The sequence below is a fragment of the Brevibacterium sp. Mu109 genome (assembly GCF_900169375.1).
Classification (GTDB): Bacteria; Actinomycetota; Actinomycetes; order Actinomycetales; family Brevibacteriaceae; genus Brevibacterium; species Brevibacterium yomogidense_A.
On the sequence record NZ_FXZF01000001.1, the window covers coordinates 171487 to 190575 of the forward strand.

A 19089-nucleotide genomic window follows, 5' to 3' on the forward strand; every position below is an offset into this window, starting at 1 on the left:
GGTTGGGAGTCAGTCCGCCGCGGCAGCCAGCTCGTCCAGCCAGTCCGGCTCACCACCGAACCACTCTGAGTGGATTTCGGCGTAGGTGCCGTCGTCGATGATCTCGGCCAGAGCGTCGTTCATCGCTCCGACGAGCTCTTCGTTGCCCTGAGCCACCGCGATGCCGTAGTTCTCCGCCTCGAACAGGTCACCGGTCACTTTCAGGCTGTCTTCGCCGGCCGTCTCGACGTAGTACTCGACGTTCGGCGCGTCATAGAGGATCGCGTCGGAACCGCCGCCCTCCACCGACAGGTACGCCTGGTCGAGCTGCTCGTACGTGTTCGCCGTGGCGTCGGAGATGTTCTCCTCGATATAGGCGGCACTGGTGGAGCCCAACCGGGTCGCGATGTCGAGCCCTTCGAGATCCGCAACGTCCTCGATCTCATCATTGTCGATCGGAACGGCGATGCGGAGTCCGGACATGTAGTAGGGGCTCGTGTAGTCGATGACCTCGGCACGCTCTTCGGTGATGCCGATGCCGGCGATGGCGATGTCGAACGACCCCGTCTGCAGACCGGGGATGATGCCGTCGAAGTTCGTCGTCTCCAGCTCAACTTCAAAGCCCACGCGATCAGCAAGGGCGTTGATGATGTCCATGTCGAAGCCGACGTACTCACCATCCTCGTCGAAGGCGAACGGCACGAACGACGTGTCCGACGCGACGACGTAGCTGTCCGCGAGACCCTCGTCGCCGCCCTCGTCACTACCTCCGCAGGCGGTGAGGCCCAGGGCCAGGACCGCAGCTCCGGCAGTCGCTGCAGTCAGGTACTTCCGCTTGATGCTCCTCACAGGAGACCTCTCAATCCTTCGGGATGCTGGTGACGTCTGCCACACCTCGAAGCTATCGGGGGCTCACGGAGGTGTCAAAATCGGACATTTCGATGCTAAGACGAAGTACGTGGTACCGCACACCTTCGGTGAATGTGAAGAAGCCCCCGGCGAACCGGGGGCTTCTCGCTGCGGAGGATAGGGGATTTGAACCCCTGAGGGCGTTAACCCAACACGCGTTCCAGGCGTGCGCCATAGGCCGCTAGGCGAATCCTCCGCAGATGACTCTACCGGACTCGCACGCTCAGGAGAAATCGAGGTGCGGACGACCACCGCCAGGCGCAGCGGCACACCCTGGACGGCGCGCGTCCCACCGATTCCGTTCATTCTGATCACGCAGACCCGGTTACGATTCGGCAACACGGAACGAGCTTCGAGCACTGCATCGCCGCAGGTCAGAGAACATCCCGCGGCGCCGGTTGCACATCTGCAACGTCGGCACTCCGCGGGATCGCCCCCGCGGTCACGCAATACCCAGGAATGCCTCCGGGACGCAACGTACGATCTTCGCAGTCCCTTTACCTTTCGGAGGTTTCCGTGCGTCGTCGTGCCCTCTCTGCTGTCGCCACCGCGGGGCTTGCCGCCCTCGTCCTCTCCGCGTGCACGGTGGATCCGACGACCCAGGCAGACCCGACGTCCGACGAGAGCACGACACAGACCGACCCCGCACCCACCGTGACCGTGGTGAACGAACCCCTCGAGGATGACACTGCGGCGGCAGGCCAGGACTCAGCGGTCGAAGGCGCCGCCGACGAGTCGGACGAGACGACGTCTCCGACGGGCGCGGCGACAGACGCGACGGACCCCGCCGACTCCGTGACGATTGCAGCCGGCGAGGAGCTCGTCCTTGCGGTCGAGGGCGGCGAGTTCGCCGAGGTGCGGCTCACCGACGCCGACCACGCCACTGTCCCAGTGGACACGGGGACCTTCGACGCCGACGACGACTCAGACGAAGTCGACGACGAGGCCGCCTCAGAGGGCACCTCCGAGCAGGCGATGGCCGGCGGCACGACCGAGCCGTCCCACGGACTCATGGATGTCGAGGACGCCGAGGACGAGGCCGCCGAAGACGAGGACGCCGGCGCAGCCACCGACTCGCAGGGCCCGGAATGGAAATCCTCGACGGCACTCGTGACCGGCGCGACGTACGCGTGGGAGGCGACCACCGTCGCTCCTGATGGCGACGAGCACACCGCGACCGGCACCGTCACGACACCGGTCACGACGGCCCAGGAGGAGCTCACGGCCAACACCGCCATCGCAGATGACCAGACGGTGGGCGTAGGCGCACCGGTCGCGGTGGCGTTCAACTCGACGATCCCCGAGGACGCACGGGCGGCGATCGAAGCGCGCCTCAGCGTGACGGTCACCGACGCTGACGGAGAACCGGTCGACGTCGAGGGCTCGTGGGGCTGGCTCTACGACACGGCTGACGGCATCAGCCGCGTCCACTACCGCCCTGAGGAGTTCTGGCCCGCCGATGTGAGCGTCGACGTGAGCCTCCCGCTGGAGGGCGTCGAGTACTCACCTCGCTGGTACGGGAAGGAAGACGTCGAGCTGTCATTCGACGTCGGCCGTGACCAGCGGGTCGTCGCAGATGCCCAGTCGCACCGCATGACGATCGAGCGGGACGGCGAGCAGATCGCCGACTGGCCGACATCACTCGGATCCGCCCAGGCCCCGTCCTACAACGGCACTCACGTCGTCATGGCGAAGCACGAGTTCTACACGATGACGTCAGAGCGCTGGGACTACGAGACAGATGTCAGCTGGGCCGTCCGCATCCACAACAACGGCGAGTTCATCCATGCCGCTCCGTGGTCCGTGGGCGTCCAGGGCAGTGCGAATGTGTCCCACGGCTGCATCAACCTGTCGACGGAGCGTGCGAAGGAGTACTACGACATGGCGCTCTACGGGGATCCCGTCGAGATCACCGGCTCGTCCGTCGACCTCAACACGGAGCACAGCGACATCTCCGACTGGGTGTACTCGTGGGAGGACTGGCAGGAGCTGTCCGCGCTGGACTGAGCAGCTTCGCCGGTGCACTCCACGACGAACTTCGGCGTAGCCCGAGGCGACCTCTCCACACAGCTGATCCGCCCTGAGCAGATCCCTCCCGCCCGCAGCGGGACGGCTCCGCTCAGGGCGGATCCATCTTCCACTGCGCCGCAGCTCCCACCACTCTTGAGGGCATGCACACACCACATGCCCCGCATACGCCACATGACACGCCACAGGCCTTCGACACCGACTCCACACGCCGACCCGACGGGGCGGATCGCTATCAATACATGCTCCACGCCCGCCGAATCGTCTCCTTCAACGGCGAGCTGAACGACGACACGGGGATGGAGATCATCGCGCGTCTCACCCTGCTGAGCGACGAGGACCCCCGCGCCGACATCCACCTCTGGGTCAACTCACCAGGCGGATCCGTGCCGATGATGCTCGCGATCGCGGACACCGTCGCGCTGCTGCCGAACGACGTGGTCACTGTCGCATTCGGGTGGGCGGCGTCCGCCGGACAGTTCGTCCTCTCCGCCGGCACTCCGGGGAAGCGACTCGCGCTGCCCCACGCGCGGGTCCTCCTCCATCAGGGGTCGTCGGGGATCGGCGGGAGCGCCGCCGACGTCGAACTCCAGGCCGACGATCTGCGTTCCGTCCGCGACACCGTCCTGGGCAGGATCGCTGCGATGAGCGGGCAGACCTATGACCGCGTCTTCGCCGACTCTCTGCGCGATCGCTGGTTCTCCGCCCAGCAGGCCGTCGACTACGGCCTCGTCGACGCGCTCGTCACGGACCCGTCCCAGATCGTCACACCCTCGCGGGCGCCACTGGGCATCGCCGCCGAGGCCGCAGCAACCACCAGCACCGCCCACCTCTCCGAAGGGAACGAACGATGAGTCAGTACACGATCCCGAACGTCGTGTCCCGCGATTCCCGCGGCGAGCGCATCGTCGACGTCTACAGCCACCTGCTCTCCAGCCGCATCGTCTACATCGGCACAGCAATCGACGACGGCGTCGCGAACGCCGTCATCGCACAGTTGCTCCACCTCGAGGCGGCGAGCCCGGAGCTGCCCATCAGCCTGTACATCAACTCACCAGGCGGTTCGCTCACCGCGATGACCGGCATCTACGACACGATGCAGTACGTCCGCGCTCCGGTGGCGACGATGTGCATCGGACAGGCCGCCGCAGACGCCGCGGTGCTGCTGGCTGCGGGGGAGGCCGGTCAGCGGACGGTCCTCCCCCACGCACGCGTCGTCCTGAGCCAGCCGAAGACCGACGGCGGACGGGCCACCATCCCGGACCTCATTCTCGCCGCGGACGAAGTGGTGCGACAGCGCGACGAGATCGAGGAGATCCTCACGCGGCACACGGGCCGCAGCCGCGTCCAGCTGCGGGAGGACCTCGATCGGGACCTGGTGCTCACAGCGGCAGATGCGGTCGAGTTCGGGCTGGTCGACGGTGTCGTGAGCCGCCGGCCGGACCCTCGGGCGGCGACGAATGCGGCATGAAGTCAGCTGCTGGCCACGATCAAGCGGCGAGGACGACGTCCCCGCGCATCAAAGAAGAGGACGCCAGCGCAGTGGAGAGCGACGGTGCTGAAGAGAGGGGCGACGAGAGGGACAGAGTCGTGGGCGTCCCACCGCTGACAGCGCGCACCCGCTCGTCATCGACAGGTGCGACGAGACGCGATGAGAGGACGAGGACCTCGTGGAGCTGCATCCCCAACGCTCCCGCGATAGCCGCGACCATCTCCGACGACGCGTCCTTGAGGCCCCTCTCCACTTCAGACAGGTACTGGGTGGAGATGCCGGCGCGATCCGCGACATCAGCGAGGGTGAGCCCCAGGGCGATCCGGCGCACGCGCAGAAGACGCCCGATCACGTCGCGCAGCAGGGGTACGGGGGTCCTGTCCATGACGTCAGCCTAGAGCGCTCCGCCTGTCCCGGGAACGCTCATCCGCTCTGAGCGGAACGGATGCACTCACACGGACAGCTCACTCGAACAGTCGCGACTCATCCGAACAGCGCTGCTCATCAGAACAGCCGTGATCGGGTGAGGAAGCGCTTGCCCTCGGGCCCTTCGAGGCTGAAGCCGGATCCGCGCCCGTCCACGACGTCGATCGTGAGATGGGTGTGCTTCCAGTACTCGAACTGCTCCACGGACATCCAGAACTCGACTTCGCTGTTCTGCCCGTCCGCCACCGGCACCTCGAACACGCCCAGAAGGATGTCCGCGTCCCCGGTGAGGAAGTCCCCTGCGGGGTAGCACATCGGCGACGAGCCATCGCAGCATCCACCCGACTGGTGGAACATGACGGGACCGTTGCGGTCGATGAGTCGGACCAGCAGGTCGACCGCATCCTGCGTGAAGGCAACCCGGGAGAAGTCCTCCCCCTCGATCGCGGGGGCGGCTTCGATTGCTGCTGCGTGGACGGTCATGGCTCCTCCTCGGCACGGACGTCGACGAGGCCATCATCGCCGTCGACGTGGTCATCCAGCCTACGCGCGCGTGAGGTGCACCACAACGGACGGACGGGACGTGCTCGCCCCACCAGCGACTTCGCCGTCCACGAATCGTCTGCCCACCGGTCGGCGCCGTCTCACCGACAGCAACGCTCAGCAAGACCACGGCACGGACCGGGACAATCATGCACATGCCCGCATCCCACCCCCCTCGCAGCCGGGGCCCCCGAACCTCGCGACCGGGCTCTCGGGTCCCTTCCCCAGGCGATCTGCGCCTGTCCCTGGATCGCCGGGGCCTGCTGCGGGCCGGCGGAGCGCTGCTGAGCGTCGCCGCACTCGCTCCCGTCCTCGCCTCCTGCTCCCGCGAGGCCGAGGTGCCGGTCACCGACGCGGGCAGTCCCCTCCCCATCCCCCCGCTCCTCGAGCCGGACGCCGACGGCCGCTTCGCACTCACCGCCGGTCGGGGGACGACGGAGTTCCTGCCGGACGTCGCCTCCGACACGTGGGGATACAACGGGCAGACGTACCTGGGCCCGACCATCCGCATGCAGCGGGGCCGCCCGATCGAAGCCGTCATCACGAACGACACGGACGAGGAGACGACCGTCCACTGGCACGGCATGCTCGTCCCCGCACATGCCGACGGCGGGCCCCACGACCCGATCCAGCCCGGCGAGACGCGCTCCGTCGCCTTCACCCCCGACCAGCCTGCGACCACGCTCTGGTACCACCCGCATCCGCACGAGGCGACGGCCCAGCAGGTGCGCCGCGGCCTCGCCGGGATGCTGATCCTGGACGACGCGGACGGTCATGAGCCGGGAACCGTCTCAGGGGATGCCGTCCCCTCAGCCGCCGAGGCCCCCTCGCCTTCCGCAGACGTCCTCGCCGCACTGCCCCACGAGTACGGGGTCGATGACCTCCCGGTCATCATCCAGGACATGCGGATCACCGAGGACGGCGAACTGCTGGGCCACAACTTCAATTCGGAGGTGGGGCTGCTGGGCCGCACCGTCGTGACGAACGGCGTGGTCGGAGCCGTCCACACGACAGAGAAGCGGGTGCTGCGACTCAGGCTCCTCAACGGTTCGCAGGCACGCTCCTACGGGTTGCGGCTCGATAGCGGTGGACCGCTCACAGTCATCGGCTCTGACGGAGGCCTGCTCCCCGAACCCGCTGACGTCGAATCGATCAGCCTGTCGCCGGCGGAACGTGCCGAAGTCCTCATCGAGGTCCCCGACGAGGGGGTGACGCTCGTATCGTCCGAACCGGAGCTGGGCAACGTCTCCGACTACGAGGCTGTGGGCGGTGAGGATGCGTTCACGATCCTGCGCCTCGAGCACGCAGGCAGCAGGGAGGTCGGCGCCGATGATTCGGGCGGCTCTGGTGGTTCGAACGACGCCGGTGGACCCGCATCGATCGCGGACCTCGGGCTGCCGGCGCAGCTGGTCGAGGTCCCGGAACCGGTCTCCGGCGGGCAGGAGCGGCAGATGACGCTGCGCGGCCGTCAGATCAACGGCCGGTCGATGGACATGGACCGCATCGATCTGGTGTCGTCGTCGCACCAGCCCGAGGTCTGGCAGGTGAGCAACCTCGATTCGTCACCGCACAACTTCCACATACACAACGCGCAGTTCAGGATCCTGGACATCAGCGGAGATCCACCACCCCCTGAGATGGCCGGTTGGAAGGACACGATCTACACGCCTCCACAGCGCGACGTGCGCATCGCTGTGGCCTTCCCCGCACACGAGGACGACCATTCGCAGCTGCCGTACATGTTCCACTGCCACCTCATGCTCCACGAGGACGACGGCATGATGGGACACTTCACCGTCGACGTGTCCGAGCAGGAGGCGCTCGACGCGCTCCAGGGCACGGGCCACGAGCACTGAGACACGAGCGCTGAGACACGCGTGCTGCGCGCGTGTCGGGCCGGATCAGAGGAGCAGCAGCACGAGCCCGAGCACAGAAACTCCCGCCCCGGCGAGGCGCAGGGCGATGACGAACCGGCGCTGCCGCGGGTCGAGCAGCTCCGCGAACCCGCACAGGACCATGAGCCCGGCATTCGTCAGCATCAGTCCCGGTGACACTTCGACATCCGTCAGTGCCGTGATGACAAGACTGGCGACGAGCAGCGCCCCGAAGGCGACCGCGCAGAACTGAGCCCGCCTGCTCGGACGAGGGGGTCCCACGATCTCGTCGCGCAGGGTCCTCGTCGTATCGGATGTGTCATCACCGGGCGGTCGCGCTCCCATACGTTCAGGGTCGCAAACTCCTCACCTCAGCGCACGAGCTCATGTCAGCGCACGAGGCCGATCAGCACTCCGATGAACCCGAACAGCAGGGTGAGACCACCGAAGACGGATCCGACGACGACGAGCAGGATCCCCAGGCGGCTCTGCCCGGGCACCGTGGAGACCACGGGATTCTCCGGATCGACGTGCACGTCCAACGGCATCCCGATGAACTGCTCCCCCGCCCAGCTCGACTTCCAGAATCCCTTCGTCTTCAGGGCGTGCTTCCCCAGTGACGGTGTGGACTCCCACACCCTGCCGTGCAGCTCGTATCGCACCGTCGGGTGGTAGACGAACGTGGAGTCGATCGACTGAGCCCTGACGTGGACCACCGTCGAGCGCACGGGGATCCCGTGTCGGACCAGTTCCCGATTGCGACGGATCAGAACGATCCCGATGACGACCACGACTGCGAACAGCGCGACCACCAGCAGGAGTCCGAACAGTCGGAGCAGAAGCGCGAGCATCGTCCCTCCCTCCTCAGAAGAACCAGACGGGGATCATGACGAGAGCGAGCAGCGCGCAGAGCACCATTCCGGCGATCTGCATCCACCGCGGGTAGCGCCGGTGCTCCCCCGTCTGGGTCAGCGCCGCTCTGTTCGCGATGAAGTAGTAGACGAGGACGAACACGCTCGACACCGCGATCGCGACGGTGAGATCGCCGATGACGATGAGCAGTGCTCCGCCGATGGACGTGAGCACCTGTGCGCGCAGCGGCACACCGGACCGTTCGTGGATGCGGGCGAGCGCCCCGAAGCTCCGGCTGTGATCACGCGCCATCGCGAAGGCCGTGCGCGACAGTCCCGCCGTCAGGCCCAGGAGCGCTCCGAGCGCTGCGAGGACCGCGGCGATCCTCGCCAGCAGCGACACGATCGGCACTCCGGTGACCAGCCGCGCCACCGGGGCATCCGTCGCCGCCAGCACTTGAGCTCCCAGACTCCCCAGGAGCACGAGCCCGAGCACTGCGTACAGGACGACCGTGCTGCCCAGCGCCACGACGATCGCACGGGGGATCGTCCGCGCCGGATCCCGCACTTCCTCGCCCAGTGTGGCGATGCGGGCGTAGCCGGCGAACGCGAAGAACAGGATCCCCGCAGACTGGAGCACGCCGATGAGAGTGAACGGGGGCCCTGCCGCAGCCGGCGATGCCAGCACGCCCAGGTTGAACTCCTCACGCGCGATGACCGTGCCGACCACGACGATGAGCACGACGAGGACCACTGTGAGGAGCACCGCGGTCACCTGCACCGTGCGGTTCACTCCGAGCGCGTTCACTCCGGTCACGACTGCGAGCAGCAGGAGCGCGACGAGGGTGGCCCAGGCTGATCCGGACAGGGAGACAGGCAGCAGGTACGTCGCGGCGACGAGCGCCATCGCGGCGGTCGAGGCGGTCTTGCCGAGCACGAATCCCCACCCGGCGATCAGGCCGGACACCGGCCCCAGCTGCGCGGTCCCGTACGCGTAGACGCCTCCGGAGACCGGATGCTGAGCTGCGAGCTGTGCCGTCGACGTCGCATTCAGGAAGGCGACGAACGCCGCGATCGCGAGGCCCAGCAGCAACCACGAGCCCGCCGCAACGGCAGCGGGACCGAATGCCGCGAAGGCTCCGGCCCCCACCATGGATCCGACACCGACGATCACTGCTCCGGGAAGGCTGAGGACGCGACGCAGACCGGGAGTGGGGTTCGTCTCCGGACTGCCGAGCTCGCGCCTCATGGCAGGGCCCTCCTCTGTGGCGGCATCGGTGGGATCATCGTCGCACATCCGGCCAGCCCTACCGGACGAGCGGCCGGCTGCGCGCGAGCAGCACGGAGATGACGAACGCAGTCCCCATGAACACGAGGCTCAGCATGGTGACCCCGCTCCACCCCTGCAGCTCCCACGCGAGCGGCGCGAGGTTCCCGTTGATGGATGACCCCGCGTAGTACACCAGCATGTACATCGACGCGGCCTGCGCAGGCACCCCCACGGATGCGCTGGCCCGCTGCGCGACCCAGGTGGAGGCCAGGGAGTGGCTCATGAAGAAGCCCACGGACAGGATCGCGATGCCGAGCACGATCCAGACAAGATGGGTGAGCCCCATGAGCAGGATCCCGAGCACGGCGACCAGCGGGCCGTACGGCATGACCGCGCGCAGGCTGTACCGACCGCCCAGCCGCCCCGCGACGATCGATCCGACCCCGGCGATCGGGTAGACGAAGTAGATGAGGCCCATCGCCCCCACGGACAGCAGGTACGGCGCAGCCTCGAGCCGGAACGCCAGTGAGTTGAAGGCCCCCACGAATGTGCCCATCCCCAGCCCGCCGATCGCGTAGAGCCCCAGCAGCACCGGATCGCGGAACGCACGGCCGAACTTCCGCATCAGCTCCCGCGGGGCATCGAAGTGCGGGACGAAGCCGCGCGATTCGGGCAGCAGGATCCAGCAGCCCACCGCGCATCCCAGCGCCAGGAGCGCCGTGACGAACAGCGCCAGGTGGGACTCGCTCAGCACACCGGTGCCCGCGTATCCCCACTGGTTCGCGACCTCGATCGTCAGTGCGGACAGCACGCGACCGGACAGTCCGCCCAGTGTCGTGCCGAAGATGTAGATGCCGGTCGCCGCCGACACGTACGTGCGGTGGATCTCCTCCTTCAGGTACACGGCGGCCGTCGCGGGAAGCCCTGCGAGGACGAATCCCATGATGAACCGAGCCCACAGGAAGAGCGGCCACGACGGGAGGAACGCGACCACCAGCGCCAGGAGGGAGGCGAGGATGAGCGACCAGCGGATGAGGCGCACGCGTCCGATCCGCTCCGATACGGGCACCGCGAAGATGAGGCCGACGCCCAGCCCCGCAGTGGCCATCGAGACTGACAAGGCGGCTTCTGCCGGCGAGATGCCGTAGTCGCGGGTGAAATACGGCAGAATCGCCTGTGTGGCGTAGAGCAGGGTGAAAGTTGCGAGACCGGCCATGAGGAGCCCGACCTCAATGCGTTTAGCCTGCGGGTCCCCGCGCAGGTAGCCTTCGAAGTCGCTCACGCGCCAAGCCTAGACCGGCGTCCGCACTGTCGGACGACGGGGTGGGTGCAGCCGTCGTCGACACAGGAGAACCAGTGACCCAGCCCCCGACAGTCCCCCCCGCGCCGAACCCGGCGTGGGAGTTCGTGAGCAGCACCCCTGACCTCGCGCTGCCCGACTTCGCGGGCATCACCCCGTCCCACCTCACGGAGGCGGCGACGCTGGCGGTGGGCTTCGCGCAGGACGCGGTGGCGGACATCCTGGCCTCGTCCGAGGAGGCCTCCTTCCAGACCGTCACCCTGGCACTGGAGCGGGCGCTGCAGCCCGCGGACGCGCTGAGCGCGCTGGTGCGGGTGTACGAATCGAACGTCCAGACCGATGCCGTCGCCGAGGCCGCGGCCGGGGTGTGGGCCCAGCTCACCTCCCTGCGCCTGGGCATCGAGCTCGACACAGAGCTCTTCGAGCGCCTGCAGGCGGTGCCCACCTCGGACCTCATCCCGGAGGATCGCCGACTCCACGAGTTCATGGTGAGCGACTTCGTCCGCGCCGGGGTGCGCCTCCCGGCAGACGACCGGCAGCGCGTGTCCGCCATCGCGACGGAGATCGACCGGATCGAGACGGAGTTCGGCCAGGTCCTCCTCCGTGAGGCGACCTCGCGCGCGCTCGTCGTCGACGACGAGGCCGCGCTGGCGGGCCTGAGCGAGGACGCACTCCAGGCAGCCCGCGACGATGCCCGGGACAACAGTGTCACGGGCCTCCGACTGCCGCTCACGAACACCACGCAGCAGGACGCGCTGGCGGAGCTGACGGACCCCGCGACCCGTGCCCGCCTGCTCGACCTGTCGCTGGGTCGGGGATCGTCGGGCGGTACCGGGGACACGCGCGAGATGATCACCGACCTCACCGCGCTGCGGGCCGCGCTGGCAGGACACCTGGGCTTCCACAGCTACGCCCAGTACGCCGTCGATGACCAGGTCGCCCCGGACGTCGAGTCCACGGGCGGGCTGCTGCGGTCGCTCATCGGCCCCGCGCTCAAGCAGTTCGCCCGCGAATCGCGGAGGGTCCGCGAATACTTCGGGATGGATGAAGCGCAGCCGCTGCAGCGCGCGGATGTCACCCACCTGTGGGAGCGCTACCGCGCCGAGGCGTTCGAGCTGGACTCCGCACAGGTCTCGTCCTACTTCGAGTTCGAGAGGGTGCTCATCGACGGCGTCTTCGCGACGGCGGGGACCCTCTTCGGGCTCGCCTTCACGTCGCGACCGGACCTGTCGGGATGGCACGAGGACGTCCGCGTGTACGAAGCGCTCGATGGGACCCGCCACCTGGGATTCGTCCTCGTCGATCCGTATGCCCGCGCCGGCAAGGAGGGCGGGGCCTGGATGGACGAGCTCGTCACCGGCTCGCGGCTGACCGGGCTGCACCCCGTCACCACGCTCAGCCTCAACGTGCCGAAGCCCCCGCCCGGCCGACCGGCCCTGCTGACCGTCGACGAGACGGTCACGCTCTTCCACGAGTTCGGCCACGTGCTCCACGGGCTCTTCGCCGACTCCGTGCACCCGTCGCAGGCTGGGACCTCCGTGCCGCGGGACTACGTCGAGTTCCCCTCGCAGCAGTTCGAGATGTGGGCACTCCACCCCCAGGTCCTGCCCGCGTACGCACTCCACTGGGAGACCGACGAGCGGATTCCGCAGAGCCTCGTGGAGACGCTGCTCGCCGCCCAGGGATTCGGCCAGGGCCTCTCCACACTCGAGTACCTCGCCGCGGCGATGCTCGACCTGGGGTGGCACGCACTCGAGGACGGCGAGTCGATCGAGGACGTCCTCACCTTCGAATCGGAAGTCCTCTCCGCTGCGGGCTTCGACCCCGTCGTGCCGCCGCGGTACCGGTCGACGTACTTCGCCCACACCTTCACGGGCGGCTATGCGGCCGGCTACTATTCCTACCTCTGGTCGGAGCAGTACGCCGCTGCGGTGTCCGAGATGTTCGAGGACCACGGCGGGCTCGACCCGGAGCTCGGCGCGCGCTACCGGTCGGAGGTCCTGTCCCTCGGGTTCTCCGTCGACCCGCTGAGCGCGCTGCGGAGATTCCTGGACGACGACGTGACCGTCGAACCGCTGCTGCGTCGCCGCGGCCTGGCTCCGCTGCGCCCTGCCGGGCCCGCGCACCCGACTCACGCGAAGCTCGAACGCGATCTGCGCGCGGCCGGCATCGACACGAAGGTCATCACGCACGCGGAGCCGCTCCCCACCGCCGCAGCCGCGGCAGAGCACCACGGGGTGGAGCTCGGGGCCATCGCGAACTCGCTCGTCTTCATCGCGGAGTTCGAGGTGGAGGATGATGCCTCGTCCGGCGACGGGACCGCCGCGGACGACGGCAGGACGGACGCAGCAGCGGATGATCCCGCCTCCGAGTCCGCTCCGGAGCTCCCTGTCCAGGACGAGCCCGTCCTCATCATGACCTCCGGGGCGCACCGCGTCGACACGACGTTCACCGCGGCGGCGATCGGCGCCCGGCGGCTCAAGCGCGCCAAGCCCGAGCAGGTGCTCGCCGCGACCGGCCAGGTCGTCGGCGGCGTCGCTCCCGCAGGACACCCCAGACCCCTGCGCACCTTCATCGACCGCGATCTGCGGATGCACGAGAAGCTGTGGGCCGGCGGCGGCACCATCGAGGCGATGGTGCCACTCACCTATTCGGAACTCGTCGACCTGACGGGTGGACAGGAGATCGATGTCGAACAGACGTGACGCCCCCCGGGGCGCGGACGCACCCGCATCTGGGCAGCCGGATCGGGACACGGGAGTGAACGGCGCAGGAGCCGCACCCCGACAGTCCGGTCCGGCGGAGAACACAGAGAAGCATCCGACCCACGCATCATCACCCCACAACGACGCTGCAGACCGCACCGACTCTGCGGGCCATACCCACGCGGCACGCCACGACGACGCTGCGGGCCTCACCGCGTTCGCGAGCACGCGAGGCCGCTTCTACGCGTACATCTTCGCGCTCATGTGCTGCGTCTTCCTCATCTCCAACATCTCTGCGACGAAGGTCATCGAGATCGGCCCGTTCGTGACGGACGGCGGAGCGTTCCTCTTCCCGCTGGCCTATATCCTGGGCGACGTCATCAGCGAGGTCTACGGCTTCAAGGCTGCGAAGCGGGCAGTCCTCATGGGCTTCGCGATGCAGGCCCTGGCGGTCCTCGTCTTCTTCGTGGTCCAGATCGCGCCCCCGGGCCCCGGTTACGAGAACCAGTCCGCGTTCGAAGCGGTCCTGGGCTTCTACCCGCGCATCGCGCTCGCGTCTCTGTGCGGCTATCTCGTCGGACAGCTGCTGAACGCGTACATCCTGGTCAAGGTGAAGCGGCGCATGGGCGAGAAGCACCTCTGGATACGGCTCCTCACGTCCACCGGCGTGGGAGAGTTCGCGGACACGCTCATCTTCTGCGTCGTGGCGTTCGCCGGTGTCATCCCGGGGTGGGACTTCGTGAACTACATCATCGTCGGCTTCCTCTACAAGGTCGCCGTCGAAGTGCTCTTCATGCCGGTGACCTACCGCGTGATCCAGGCGGTCAAGAAGCGTGAGTCGACCTACGCGCCCGGCGGAGCAGAATGAGGTCCTGAGCCTCAGCGCCACTGAGCCTCAGCGCCCTGAGCGTCAGTGGCGCTCGCCGGTGAGCATCGTCAGCAGGAGGACGTTCGCATCCGGCGCGTCATCGGGGCAGTCGACTCGGTGCAGCACTCGCTCCCGGCAGTGCACGACGGTGCCGGGGGTGAGGCGGATCGTCTCGCCCCCGCACCCGAACGTGAGCTCCCCCGACAGGCACTGCACGGTGATCGGGTGCGCGACGGAGTGGTCCGGGAACGACTGCCCCGGCGCGAAGGTGAAGGCGATGAGGTTCGCCCCGTCGCCCTGCAGCAGGCGCTTCACGGCGGGGCGTCCGCGCGGGTGACCGGGCTGCGGCGGCGCGGCGAGCGCCAGCACGTCGAGCGTCGTCGCGCTGCCGTCCTCGCCCTCGCCGACGGTCCGGCCGTCGTCGCCCGCGGTGTCGTCGTCCTGCATGTCGTCCATCTCGTCCTCTCACGTCGACGTGCACCAATTGCCGAGACGCCGGTCGCGTGCTCGAGACGCCGCGCCCTGCACCGGTGTCTCGGACACTCAGACGGTGTTTCGGCCCCAGGTCACCGGTGGTGTGCTCACCAGCTGATGGAGACCTCGATCTCGGACTTCCCGCCGGGCTCCACCTCGACCTCCAGTTCGTACTCGACGGTGTCCGCGACCCGGACCGTCACGTCGCGTCCGGTCTGGACGACTCGCACGTCGTTCTGGCGCTCCAGCGAGTCCGCGAGCTCTCGCAGCTTCGCGGCCGCCTGCTCGCGCGTCATCGTGGACTCGGTCTCGTGCTCGAAGAGTTCATCGCTCATGACGCCATTCAACCAGGTAGCCGGCGCTCAGTGTCACCTCTTCGCGGTCACCTCTTCGCGTAGTAGCGCCCCATGACCTCCGCCTCGAGCTCGTCATAGCGCCCGTCCTCGATCGCCCCTCTGATCTCTGCGACGAGCTGCACGATGAAGTGCTCGTTGTGGATCGTGCAGAGGGTGGAGAACAGCATCTCCTTCGCCTTCCACAGGTGGTGCAGGTACGCCCGCGAATGGTGGGCGCACGTGTAGCAGGAGCACTCGGGGTCGATCGGCTGCCAGTCCCTCTTGTAGCGGCTGCCGGAGATGTTGTAGCGGCCGTCCCGGGAGTACACGGCGGCATTCCGCGCGACCCGCGACGGGGAGACGCAGTCGAACGTGTCGGCGCCCCGACGGATCGCTGCGAACAGGTCATCCGGCTCGCCGATGCCCAGCAGGTGCCGCGGCTTCTCCTCCGGCAGCTCCTCGCACACCCAGCCGACGATGGTGCCCAGGTTCTCCTTCTCCAGCGCACCGCCGATCCCGAACCCGTCGAAGTCCATCGCTCCGAGGTCGCGGGCGGCCGTCCGCCGCAGGTCCTCGTACTGTGCGCCCTGGAGCACGCCGAACAGCGCCTGGTAGGGCCTGTGCGTACGCTCCTGGGTGAGCCGGACGTGCTCCGTCACGCAGCGCTCCGCCCAGCGGCGGGTCCGTTCGAGGGACTCCTCCTGGTACGCCCGCGTATTCGTGAGCATCGTCAGTTCGTCGAACGCGAAAATGATGTCCGCACCCAGCTGGTGCTGGACCTGCATCGACACCTCCGGCGTGAACCGGTGGATGTCGCCGTTGAGGTGCGAGCGGAAGGTCACTCCGTCCTCGTCGACGTTCGCCATGCGGCGCTCCTTGTCGACGGTCTGCAGGTCGGAGCGGTCCTTCCCCGCGAACTCCGTGGTGAGCACTTTCTTGGAGCCGACGCCGAGGCTCATCACCTGGAAGCCGCCGGAGTCGGTGTAGGTGGGGCCGGGCCAGTTCATGAACGCGCCCAGCCCACCCGCCTCGTCGACGATGTCCGCGCCCGGCTGCAGGAACAGGTGGTAGGCGTTCGCCAGGACCGCGTCCGCACCCAGCGCGTCGACGTCCTCCGGCTTCACCGCCTTGACCGTCGCCTTCGTGCCGACGGGGATGAAGGCAGGCGTCGCGATGGTTCCGTGCGGCGTGCGGATCGTCCCCGTCCGGCCTCCGCCCGACATGGTCGTCCCCACATCGAAGCCGAACTGCGTGCGGTCCGCAGCAGTGTCTCCGCCGGCGGTGTCTCCACCAGCAGCGTCCCCGCCAGCCGGGGCACCGGCAGCATGAGCTCCGCCGGCATTCGCTCGGGCAGCGTCCGCTGCCGAGGTCGTCGTCTCAGTCATCCCGCCAGCTCTCCCAGCATCTTGCCGGGGCTGAGGATGCCCCGCGGATCGAATTCCCTCTTGATCGCGACGTGGAGCCGCTGCGCGACCGGATCGAGCTCCTTCGCCAGCCACCTGTTCTTCAGCACTCCCACACCGTGCTCTCCCGTGATCGTCCCGCCGAGCTCCAGACCCGTCGCCATGATCGCGTCGAATGCGGCATAGGCACGGGCGACGGACGGCGGATCCTGCGCGTCGAAGAGCACGTTCGGGTGCATGTTCCCGTCACCGGCGTGCCCGGCCACGGCGATCAGCACATCGTGCTCCTCCGCGATGCCCTGTATCCGCGTGAAGAACTCCGCCAGTGCCGCACGCGGCAGGCACACGTCGTCGACGAGCTCGCCCCCGCCGTTCGCCATCGCGTACTTCTCCAGCGCGTGGCCCACAGATCTGCGCGCGGCGATGAACATCTCCGAGTCGGCGGGGTCGTCGGAGATCGTGACCTCGGTGGCTCCCTGGGATTCCGCGATCCGCTCGAACACCGCGAGGTCCGCAGCCGCGCGCTCGAGCGATCCGTCACCGTTCGCCTGGACCAGCAGCATGGCCGCAGCGCCCTCCGGCAGACCGAAGTCGCCGTAGTCGTTGATGCACGCGATCGACTGCCCGTCGAGGATCTCCAGCAGCGAGGGCGTCACTCCGGACGACATGAACTCCGTGATGGTGCGCGCAGCGTCGCGGATGTCGTCGAAGAGCGCCACTCCCGTGATGGGGTCTGGGATCGCGGGGATCAGTTCGACGACGATCTCGACGACGACGCCCAGCGTCCCCTCCGACCCGACGAAGAGGCCGGCGAGGTCCAGCCCCGCCACCCCCTTGGCCGTGGGCCGCCCCACCGTCGTGATCGAACCGTCGGCCAGGACGACCGTCAGACGGCGGACGTAGTCCTTCGTGACGCCGTACTTCACACAGCACAGACCGCCCGCGTTCGTTGCGACGTTCCCGCCCAGCGTGGAGATGTCGACCGATCCCGGATCAGGCGGATAGGACAGTCCGTGCTCGACGAGCGCGTCCTTGAGGGTCCGGTTGAGGACACCCGGCTCCACCGTCGCGGTCTGCTCGACCGTGTCGATGTCGAGGATGCCGCCCATCCCGGCCACATTCAGGAGGATGGCGCCATCGACACCGTTCGCTCCGCCGGACAGTCCTGTGAGCGCTCCCTGCGGGATGACGGGCACACGGCGCTCATGCGCGAAGCGCAGGGTGGCCTGCACGTCCCCGGTGCTGCGTGCGCGGACGAGGACCCGCGGGGTGCCGATCGGCGCGAACACCGCGCGGTCCTTCGAGTGCGCTGCGATGACATCCGGGTCGTCGACGACGGCGCCCGGGCTGAGAGCCTCGACGAGGGGCGCGAGGTCGACCGGGACCCCGGGCGCGGTCAGACCGAGGGCGGCGGGCTCGGTGAGGACAGCTGGATCCGTGCCGCCGGTGTGCGCCGCCGTCATGCGTCGCGACCCTGCATGAACTCCTGTGCGACGGCCACGAGCCTCTCCATCGCCTCCGGCGGACCGACGGTGATCCGGACGCCCGAGCCCAGATTGCGCACGGCGAGGCCGTGGGCCATGCACACCTCGGAGAACGCAGCGGAATCGTGCTGGCCCAGCGGCACCCACACGAAGTTCCCGCCGCTGGGAGGAACGGCCAGGCCGATCTCGCGCAGCCGGGCGGCGAGCTCGTCACGCGCGGCGCCGACCTCCTTCGCCCGCACGAGCACCTCGTCGCGCAGGGCGAGCGACACGAGACCCGCCGCCTGGCCCGCCGCGCCCACGCTGAACGGAGCGATCGATTTGCGCATCTCGTGGATGATCGCGGGGTGCGCGACGGCATAGCCGACCCGCAGCCCCGCCAGTCCGTGCGCCTTCGAGAACGTCCTCAGCACCACGAGGTTCGAGTACGTGGCGAGCGCCTGCTCCGCATCGACCGGTGCGTCGAGGTTGCCCTCCGGCGTGCGGATGCGCGCGGCGGCCTCGCTGCCGTCCGCGAACTCCACGTACGCCTCGTCGAGGACGACGATGAGGTCTTCGGGCACCTGCGACATGAAGGTGTCGAACTCCGCGTCGCCGAGCACCGCGCCGGTGGGGTTGTTGGGCGAGCAGAGGAGGACCAGCCGGGTGTGCTCGGTGATCGCCTCCGCCATGCCCGGCAGGTCGTGGCGGCCGTCGGCGGTGAGCGGCACGGCGATGCGGTCCGCGCCCGCGAAGCTGGTGAGCTGCGGGTACATCTCGAACGACGGCCACGGGTAGACCGCCTGCGCGCCGGGCTCCAGGGTGATCCCGACGAGCGCGGAGAGGCTCTCCGACGATCCCGCCGACAGCACGACCTGGTCCGTCCCCACATCGTGGAACTGGGCCAGCGCTGCGGTGAGGTCCGTCCCCGCGGGGTCCGGGTAGAGGGCGGGGGTGTCGGCCGCCCCGGTGATCGCGTCGACCACCGCGGGCAGCGGTCCGAGGTGGCTCTCGTTCGACGACAGCTTGTAGCTGGTCATCCCCTCCACCGCGGCGGGAGGACGACCCGGGATATAGGCGGGAGTGTCGGCCAGGGAGCGGCGCACGCGGAAGTTCGTCATGCATAGATTCTGCCACCTCACCCTGACCCGGGGGCCGGGGCCTGCCGA

Annotated in this window: 18 protein-coding genes and 1 tRNA gene; 6 read left to right on the forward strand and 13 right to left on the reverse strand. The window is 68.4% G+C overall.

All coding sequences use genetic code 11. The features are described from left to right. Positions 1-9: 9 nt before the first annotated feature. Both BSP109_RS00735 and BSP109_RS00740 read right to left on the reverse strand, forming a co-directional pair. Positions 10-828 carry a transporter substrate-binding domain-containing protein gene (locus BSP109_RS00735; protein WP_219618482.1) on the reverse strand — a complete coding sequence of 273 codons (819 nt, stop codon included), beginning with the start codon at positions 826-828 and terminating at the stop codon, positions 10-12. 171 nt (positions 829-999) lie between these two features. Then, positions 1000-1084: transfer RNA gene (locus tag BSP109_RS00740), tRNA-Ser, on the reverse strand. Positions 1085-1404: 320 nt separating this feature from the next. On the opposite strand from BSP109_RS00740, the gene BSP109_RS00745 reads away from it, so the two are divergent. The 3 genes from BSP109_RS00745 to BSP109_RS00755 all read left to right on the forward strand — a co-directional run bounded on the left by BSP109_RS00745 (position 1405) and on the right by BSP109_RS00755 (position 4387). Continuing rightward, positions 1405-2895 carry a L,D-transpeptidase gene (locus BSP109_RS00745; protein ID WP_257944500.1) on the forward strand — a complete coding sequence of 497 codons (1491 nt, stop codon included), beginning with the start codon at positions 1405-1407 and terminating at the stop codon, positions 2893-2895. Positions 2896-3059: 164 nt separating this feature from the next. Next, complete coding sequence (locus BSP109_RS00750; RefSeq protein ID WP_219618483.1) at positions 3060-3770, forward strand: ClpP family protease; 711 nt, start codon at positions 3060-3062, stop codon at positions 3768-3770. Continuing rightward, positions 3767-4387, forward strand: a complete 621-nt coding sequence (locus tag BSP109_RS00755) for a ClpP family protease (protein ID WP_101599060.1) — start codon at positions 3767-3769, stop codon at positions 4385-4387. The genes BSP109_RS00750 and BSP109_RS00755 overlap by 4 nt, the downstream gene beginning before the upstream one ends. A 19-nt stretch (positions 4388-4406) precedes the next feature. Here the strand turns inward: BSP109_RS00755 and BSP109_RS00760 are convergent, their stop codons facing one another. Together BSP109_RS00760 and BSP109_RS00765 are read right to left on the reverse strand one after the other, a co-directional pair. Further along, the gene (locus tag BSP109_RS00760) at positions 4407-4793 is read right to left on the reverse strand and encodes a helix-turn-helix domain-containing protein (protein WP_101599061.1); all 387 of its coding nucleotides are present in this window, start codon (positions 4791-4793) and stop codon (positions 4407-4409) included. A gap of 119 nt (positions 4794-4912) precedes the next feature. Further along, positions 4913-5317 (reverse strand): DUF779 domain-containing protein, encoded by a 405-nt coding sequence (locus BSP109_RS00765; protein ID WP_101599062.1) that lies wholly within the window; start codon positions 5315-5317, stop codon positions 4913-4915. A gap of 215 nt (positions 5318-5532) precedes the next feature. On the opposite strand from BSP109_RS00765, the gene BSP109_RS00770 reads away from it, so the two are divergent. Next, positions 5533-7233 (forward strand): multicopper oxidase family protein, encoded by a 1701-nt coding sequence (locus BSP109_RS00770; protein WP_180959575.1) that lies wholly within the window; start codon positions 5533-5535, stop codon positions 7231-7233. Positions 7234-7278: 45 nt separating this feature from the next. Here the strand turns inward: BSP109_RS00770 and BSP109_RS00775 are convergent, their stop codons facing one another. The 4 genes from BSP109_RS00775 to BSP109_RS00790 are packed head-to-tail and all read right to left on the reverse strand — an operon-like array spanning position 7279 to position 10654. Then, positions 7279-7596 (reverse strand): hypothetical protein, encoded by a 318-nt coding sequence (locus BSP109_RS00775; protein WP_101599064.1) that lies wholly within the window; start codon positions 7594-7596, stop codon positions 7279-7281. 44 nt (positions 7597-7640) lie between these two features. After that, complete coding sequence (locus BSP109_RS00780; protein ID WP_101599065.1) at positions 7641-8102, reverse strand: DUF3592 domain-containing protein; 462 nt, start codon at positions 8100-8102, stop codon at positions 7641-7643. A gap of 13 nt (positions 8103-8115) precedes the next feature. Then, positions 8116-9351 (reverse strand): APC family permease, encoded by a 1236-nt coding sequence (locus BSP109_RS00785; RefSeq protein WP_180959576.1) that lies wholly within the window; start codon positions 9349-9351, stop codon positions 8116-8118. A gap of 58 nt (positions 9352-9409) precedes the next feature. Beyond that, on the reverse strand, positions 9410-10654 hold the full coding sequence (locus tag BSP109_RS00790; protein ID WP_101599067.1) for an MFS transporter: 1245 nt from the start codon (positions 10652-10654) through the stop codon (positions 9410-9412). 125 nt (positions 10655-10779) lie between these two features. On the opposite strand from BSP109_RS00790, the gene BSP109_RS00795 reads away from it, so the two are divergent. Next, positions 10780-13377 (forward strand): M3 family metallopeptidase, encoded by a 2598-nt coding sequence (locus BSP109_RS00795; protein ID WP_101599143.1) that lies wholly within the window; start codon positions 10780-10782, stop codon positions 13375-13377. Then, the gene (locus BSP109_RS00800) at positions 13361-14245 is read left to right on the forward strand and encodes a queuosine precursor transporter (RefSeq protein WP_308297894.1); all 885 of its coding nucleotides are present in this window, start codon (positions 13361-13363) and stop codon (positions 14243-14245) included. The genes BSP109_RS00795 and BSP109_RS00800 overlap by 17 nt, the downstream gene beginning before the upstream one ends. Positions 14246-14287: 42 nt before the next feature. On the opposite strand, the gene BSP109_RS00805 is transcribed toward BSP109_RS00800, so the two are convergent. From BSP109_RS00805 to BSP109_RS00825, 5 genes are all read right to left on the reverse strand, one after another. Then, entirely contained in the window at positions 14288-14701 is a 414-nt protein-coding gene (locus BSP109_RS00805) for a cupin domain-containing protein (RefSeq protein ID WP_257944503.1), read from the reverse strand. A gap of 125 nt (positions 14702-14826) precedes the next feature. Next, complete coding sequence (locus BSP109_RS00810) at positions 14827-15054, reverse strand: amphi-Trp domain-containing protein (protein WP_087005741.1); 228 nt, start codon at positions 15052-15054, stop codon at positions 14827-14829. 47 nt (positions 15055-15101) lie between these two features. Then, the gene (gene tgt / locus BSP109_RS00815) at positions 15102-16439 is read right to left on the reverse strand and encodes a tRNA guanosine(34) transglycosylase Tgt (protein ID WP_101599068.1); all 1338 of its coding nucleotides are present in this window, start codon (positions 16437-16439) and stop codon (positions 15102-15104) included. Then, positions 16436-17920: an FAD-binding oxidoreductase gene (locus BSP109_RS00820; protein ID WP_101599069.1), complete on the reverse strand. Its 1485-nt coding sequence runs from the start codon at positions 17918-17920 to the stop codon at positions 16436-16438. The genes tgt and BSP109_RS00820 overlap by 4 nt, the downstream gene beginning before the upstream one ends. Next, positions 17917-19041 (reverse strand): histidinol-phosphate transaminase, encoded by a 1125-nt coding sequence (locus BSP109_RS00825; protein ID WP_101599070.1) that lies wholly within the window; start codon positions 19039-19041, stop codon positions 17917-17919. Before BSP109_RS00825 ends, BSP109_RS00820 begins: the two co-directional genes overlap by 4 nt. Positions 19042-19089: the final 48 nt, after the last annotated feature.

Excerpts from the sequence above, each read along its gene's own strand:
- BSP109_RS00785 (WP_180959576.1), bottom strand. The coding sequence starts at position 9,351 with ATGAGGCGCGAGCTCGGCAGTCCGGAGACGAACCCCACTCCCGGTCTG.
- BSP109_RS00810 (WP_087005741.1), bottom strand. The coding sequence starts at position 15,054 with ATGAGCGATGAACTCTTCGAGCACGAGACCGAGTCCACGATGACGCGC.
- BSP109_RS00780 (WP_101599065.1), bottom strand. The coding sequence starts at position 8,102 with ATGCTCGCGCTTCTGCTCCGACTGTTCGGACTCCTGCTGGTGGTCGCG.
- BSP109_RS00755 (WP_101599060.1), top strand. The coding sequence starts at position 3,767 with ATGAGTCAGTACACGATCCCGAACGTCGTGTCCCGCGATTCCCGCGGC.
- BSP109_RS00800 (WP_308297894.1), top strand. The coding sequence starts at position 13,361 with ATGTCGAACAGACGTGACGCCCCCCGGGGCGCGGACGCACCCGCATCT.
- BSP109_RS00770 (WP_180959575.1), top strand. The coding sequence starts at position 5,533 with ATGCCCGCATCCCACCCCCCTCGCAGCCGGGGCCCCCGAACCTCGCGA.
- BSP109_RS00750 (WP_219618483.1), top strand. The coding sequence starts at position 3,060 with ATGCACACACCACATGCCCCGCATACGCCACATGACACGCCACAGGCC.
- BSP109_RS00775 (WP_101599064.1), bottom strand. The coding sequence starts at position 7,596 with ATGGGAGCGCGACCGCCCGGTGATGACACATCCGATACGACGAGGACC.
- BSP109_RS00765 (WP_101599062.1), bottom strand. The coding sequence starts at position 5,317 with ATGACCGTCCACGCAGCAGCAATCGAAGCCGCCCCCGCGATCGAGGGG.
- BSP109_RS00820 (WP_101599069.1), bottom strand. The coding sequence starts at position 17,920 with ATGACGGCGGCGCACACCGGCGGCACGGATCCAGCTGTCCTCACCGAG.
- BSP109_RS00805 (WP_257944503.1), bottom strand. The coding sequence starts at position 14,701 with ATGGACGACATGCAGGACGACGACACCGCGGGCGACGACGGCCGGACC.
- tgt (WP_101599068.1), bottom strand. The coding sequence starts at position 16,439 with ATGACTGAGACGACGACCTCGGCAGCGGACGCTGCCCGAGCGAATGCC.
- BSP109_RS00760 (WP_101599061.1), bottom strand. The coding sequence starts at position 4,793 with ATGGACAGGACCCCCGTACCCCTGCTGCGCGACGTGATCGGGCGTCTT.
- BSP109_RS00825 (WP_101599070.1), bottom strand. The coding sequence starts at position 19,041 with ATGACGAACTTCCGCGTGCGCCGCTCCCTGGCCGACACTCCCGCCTAT.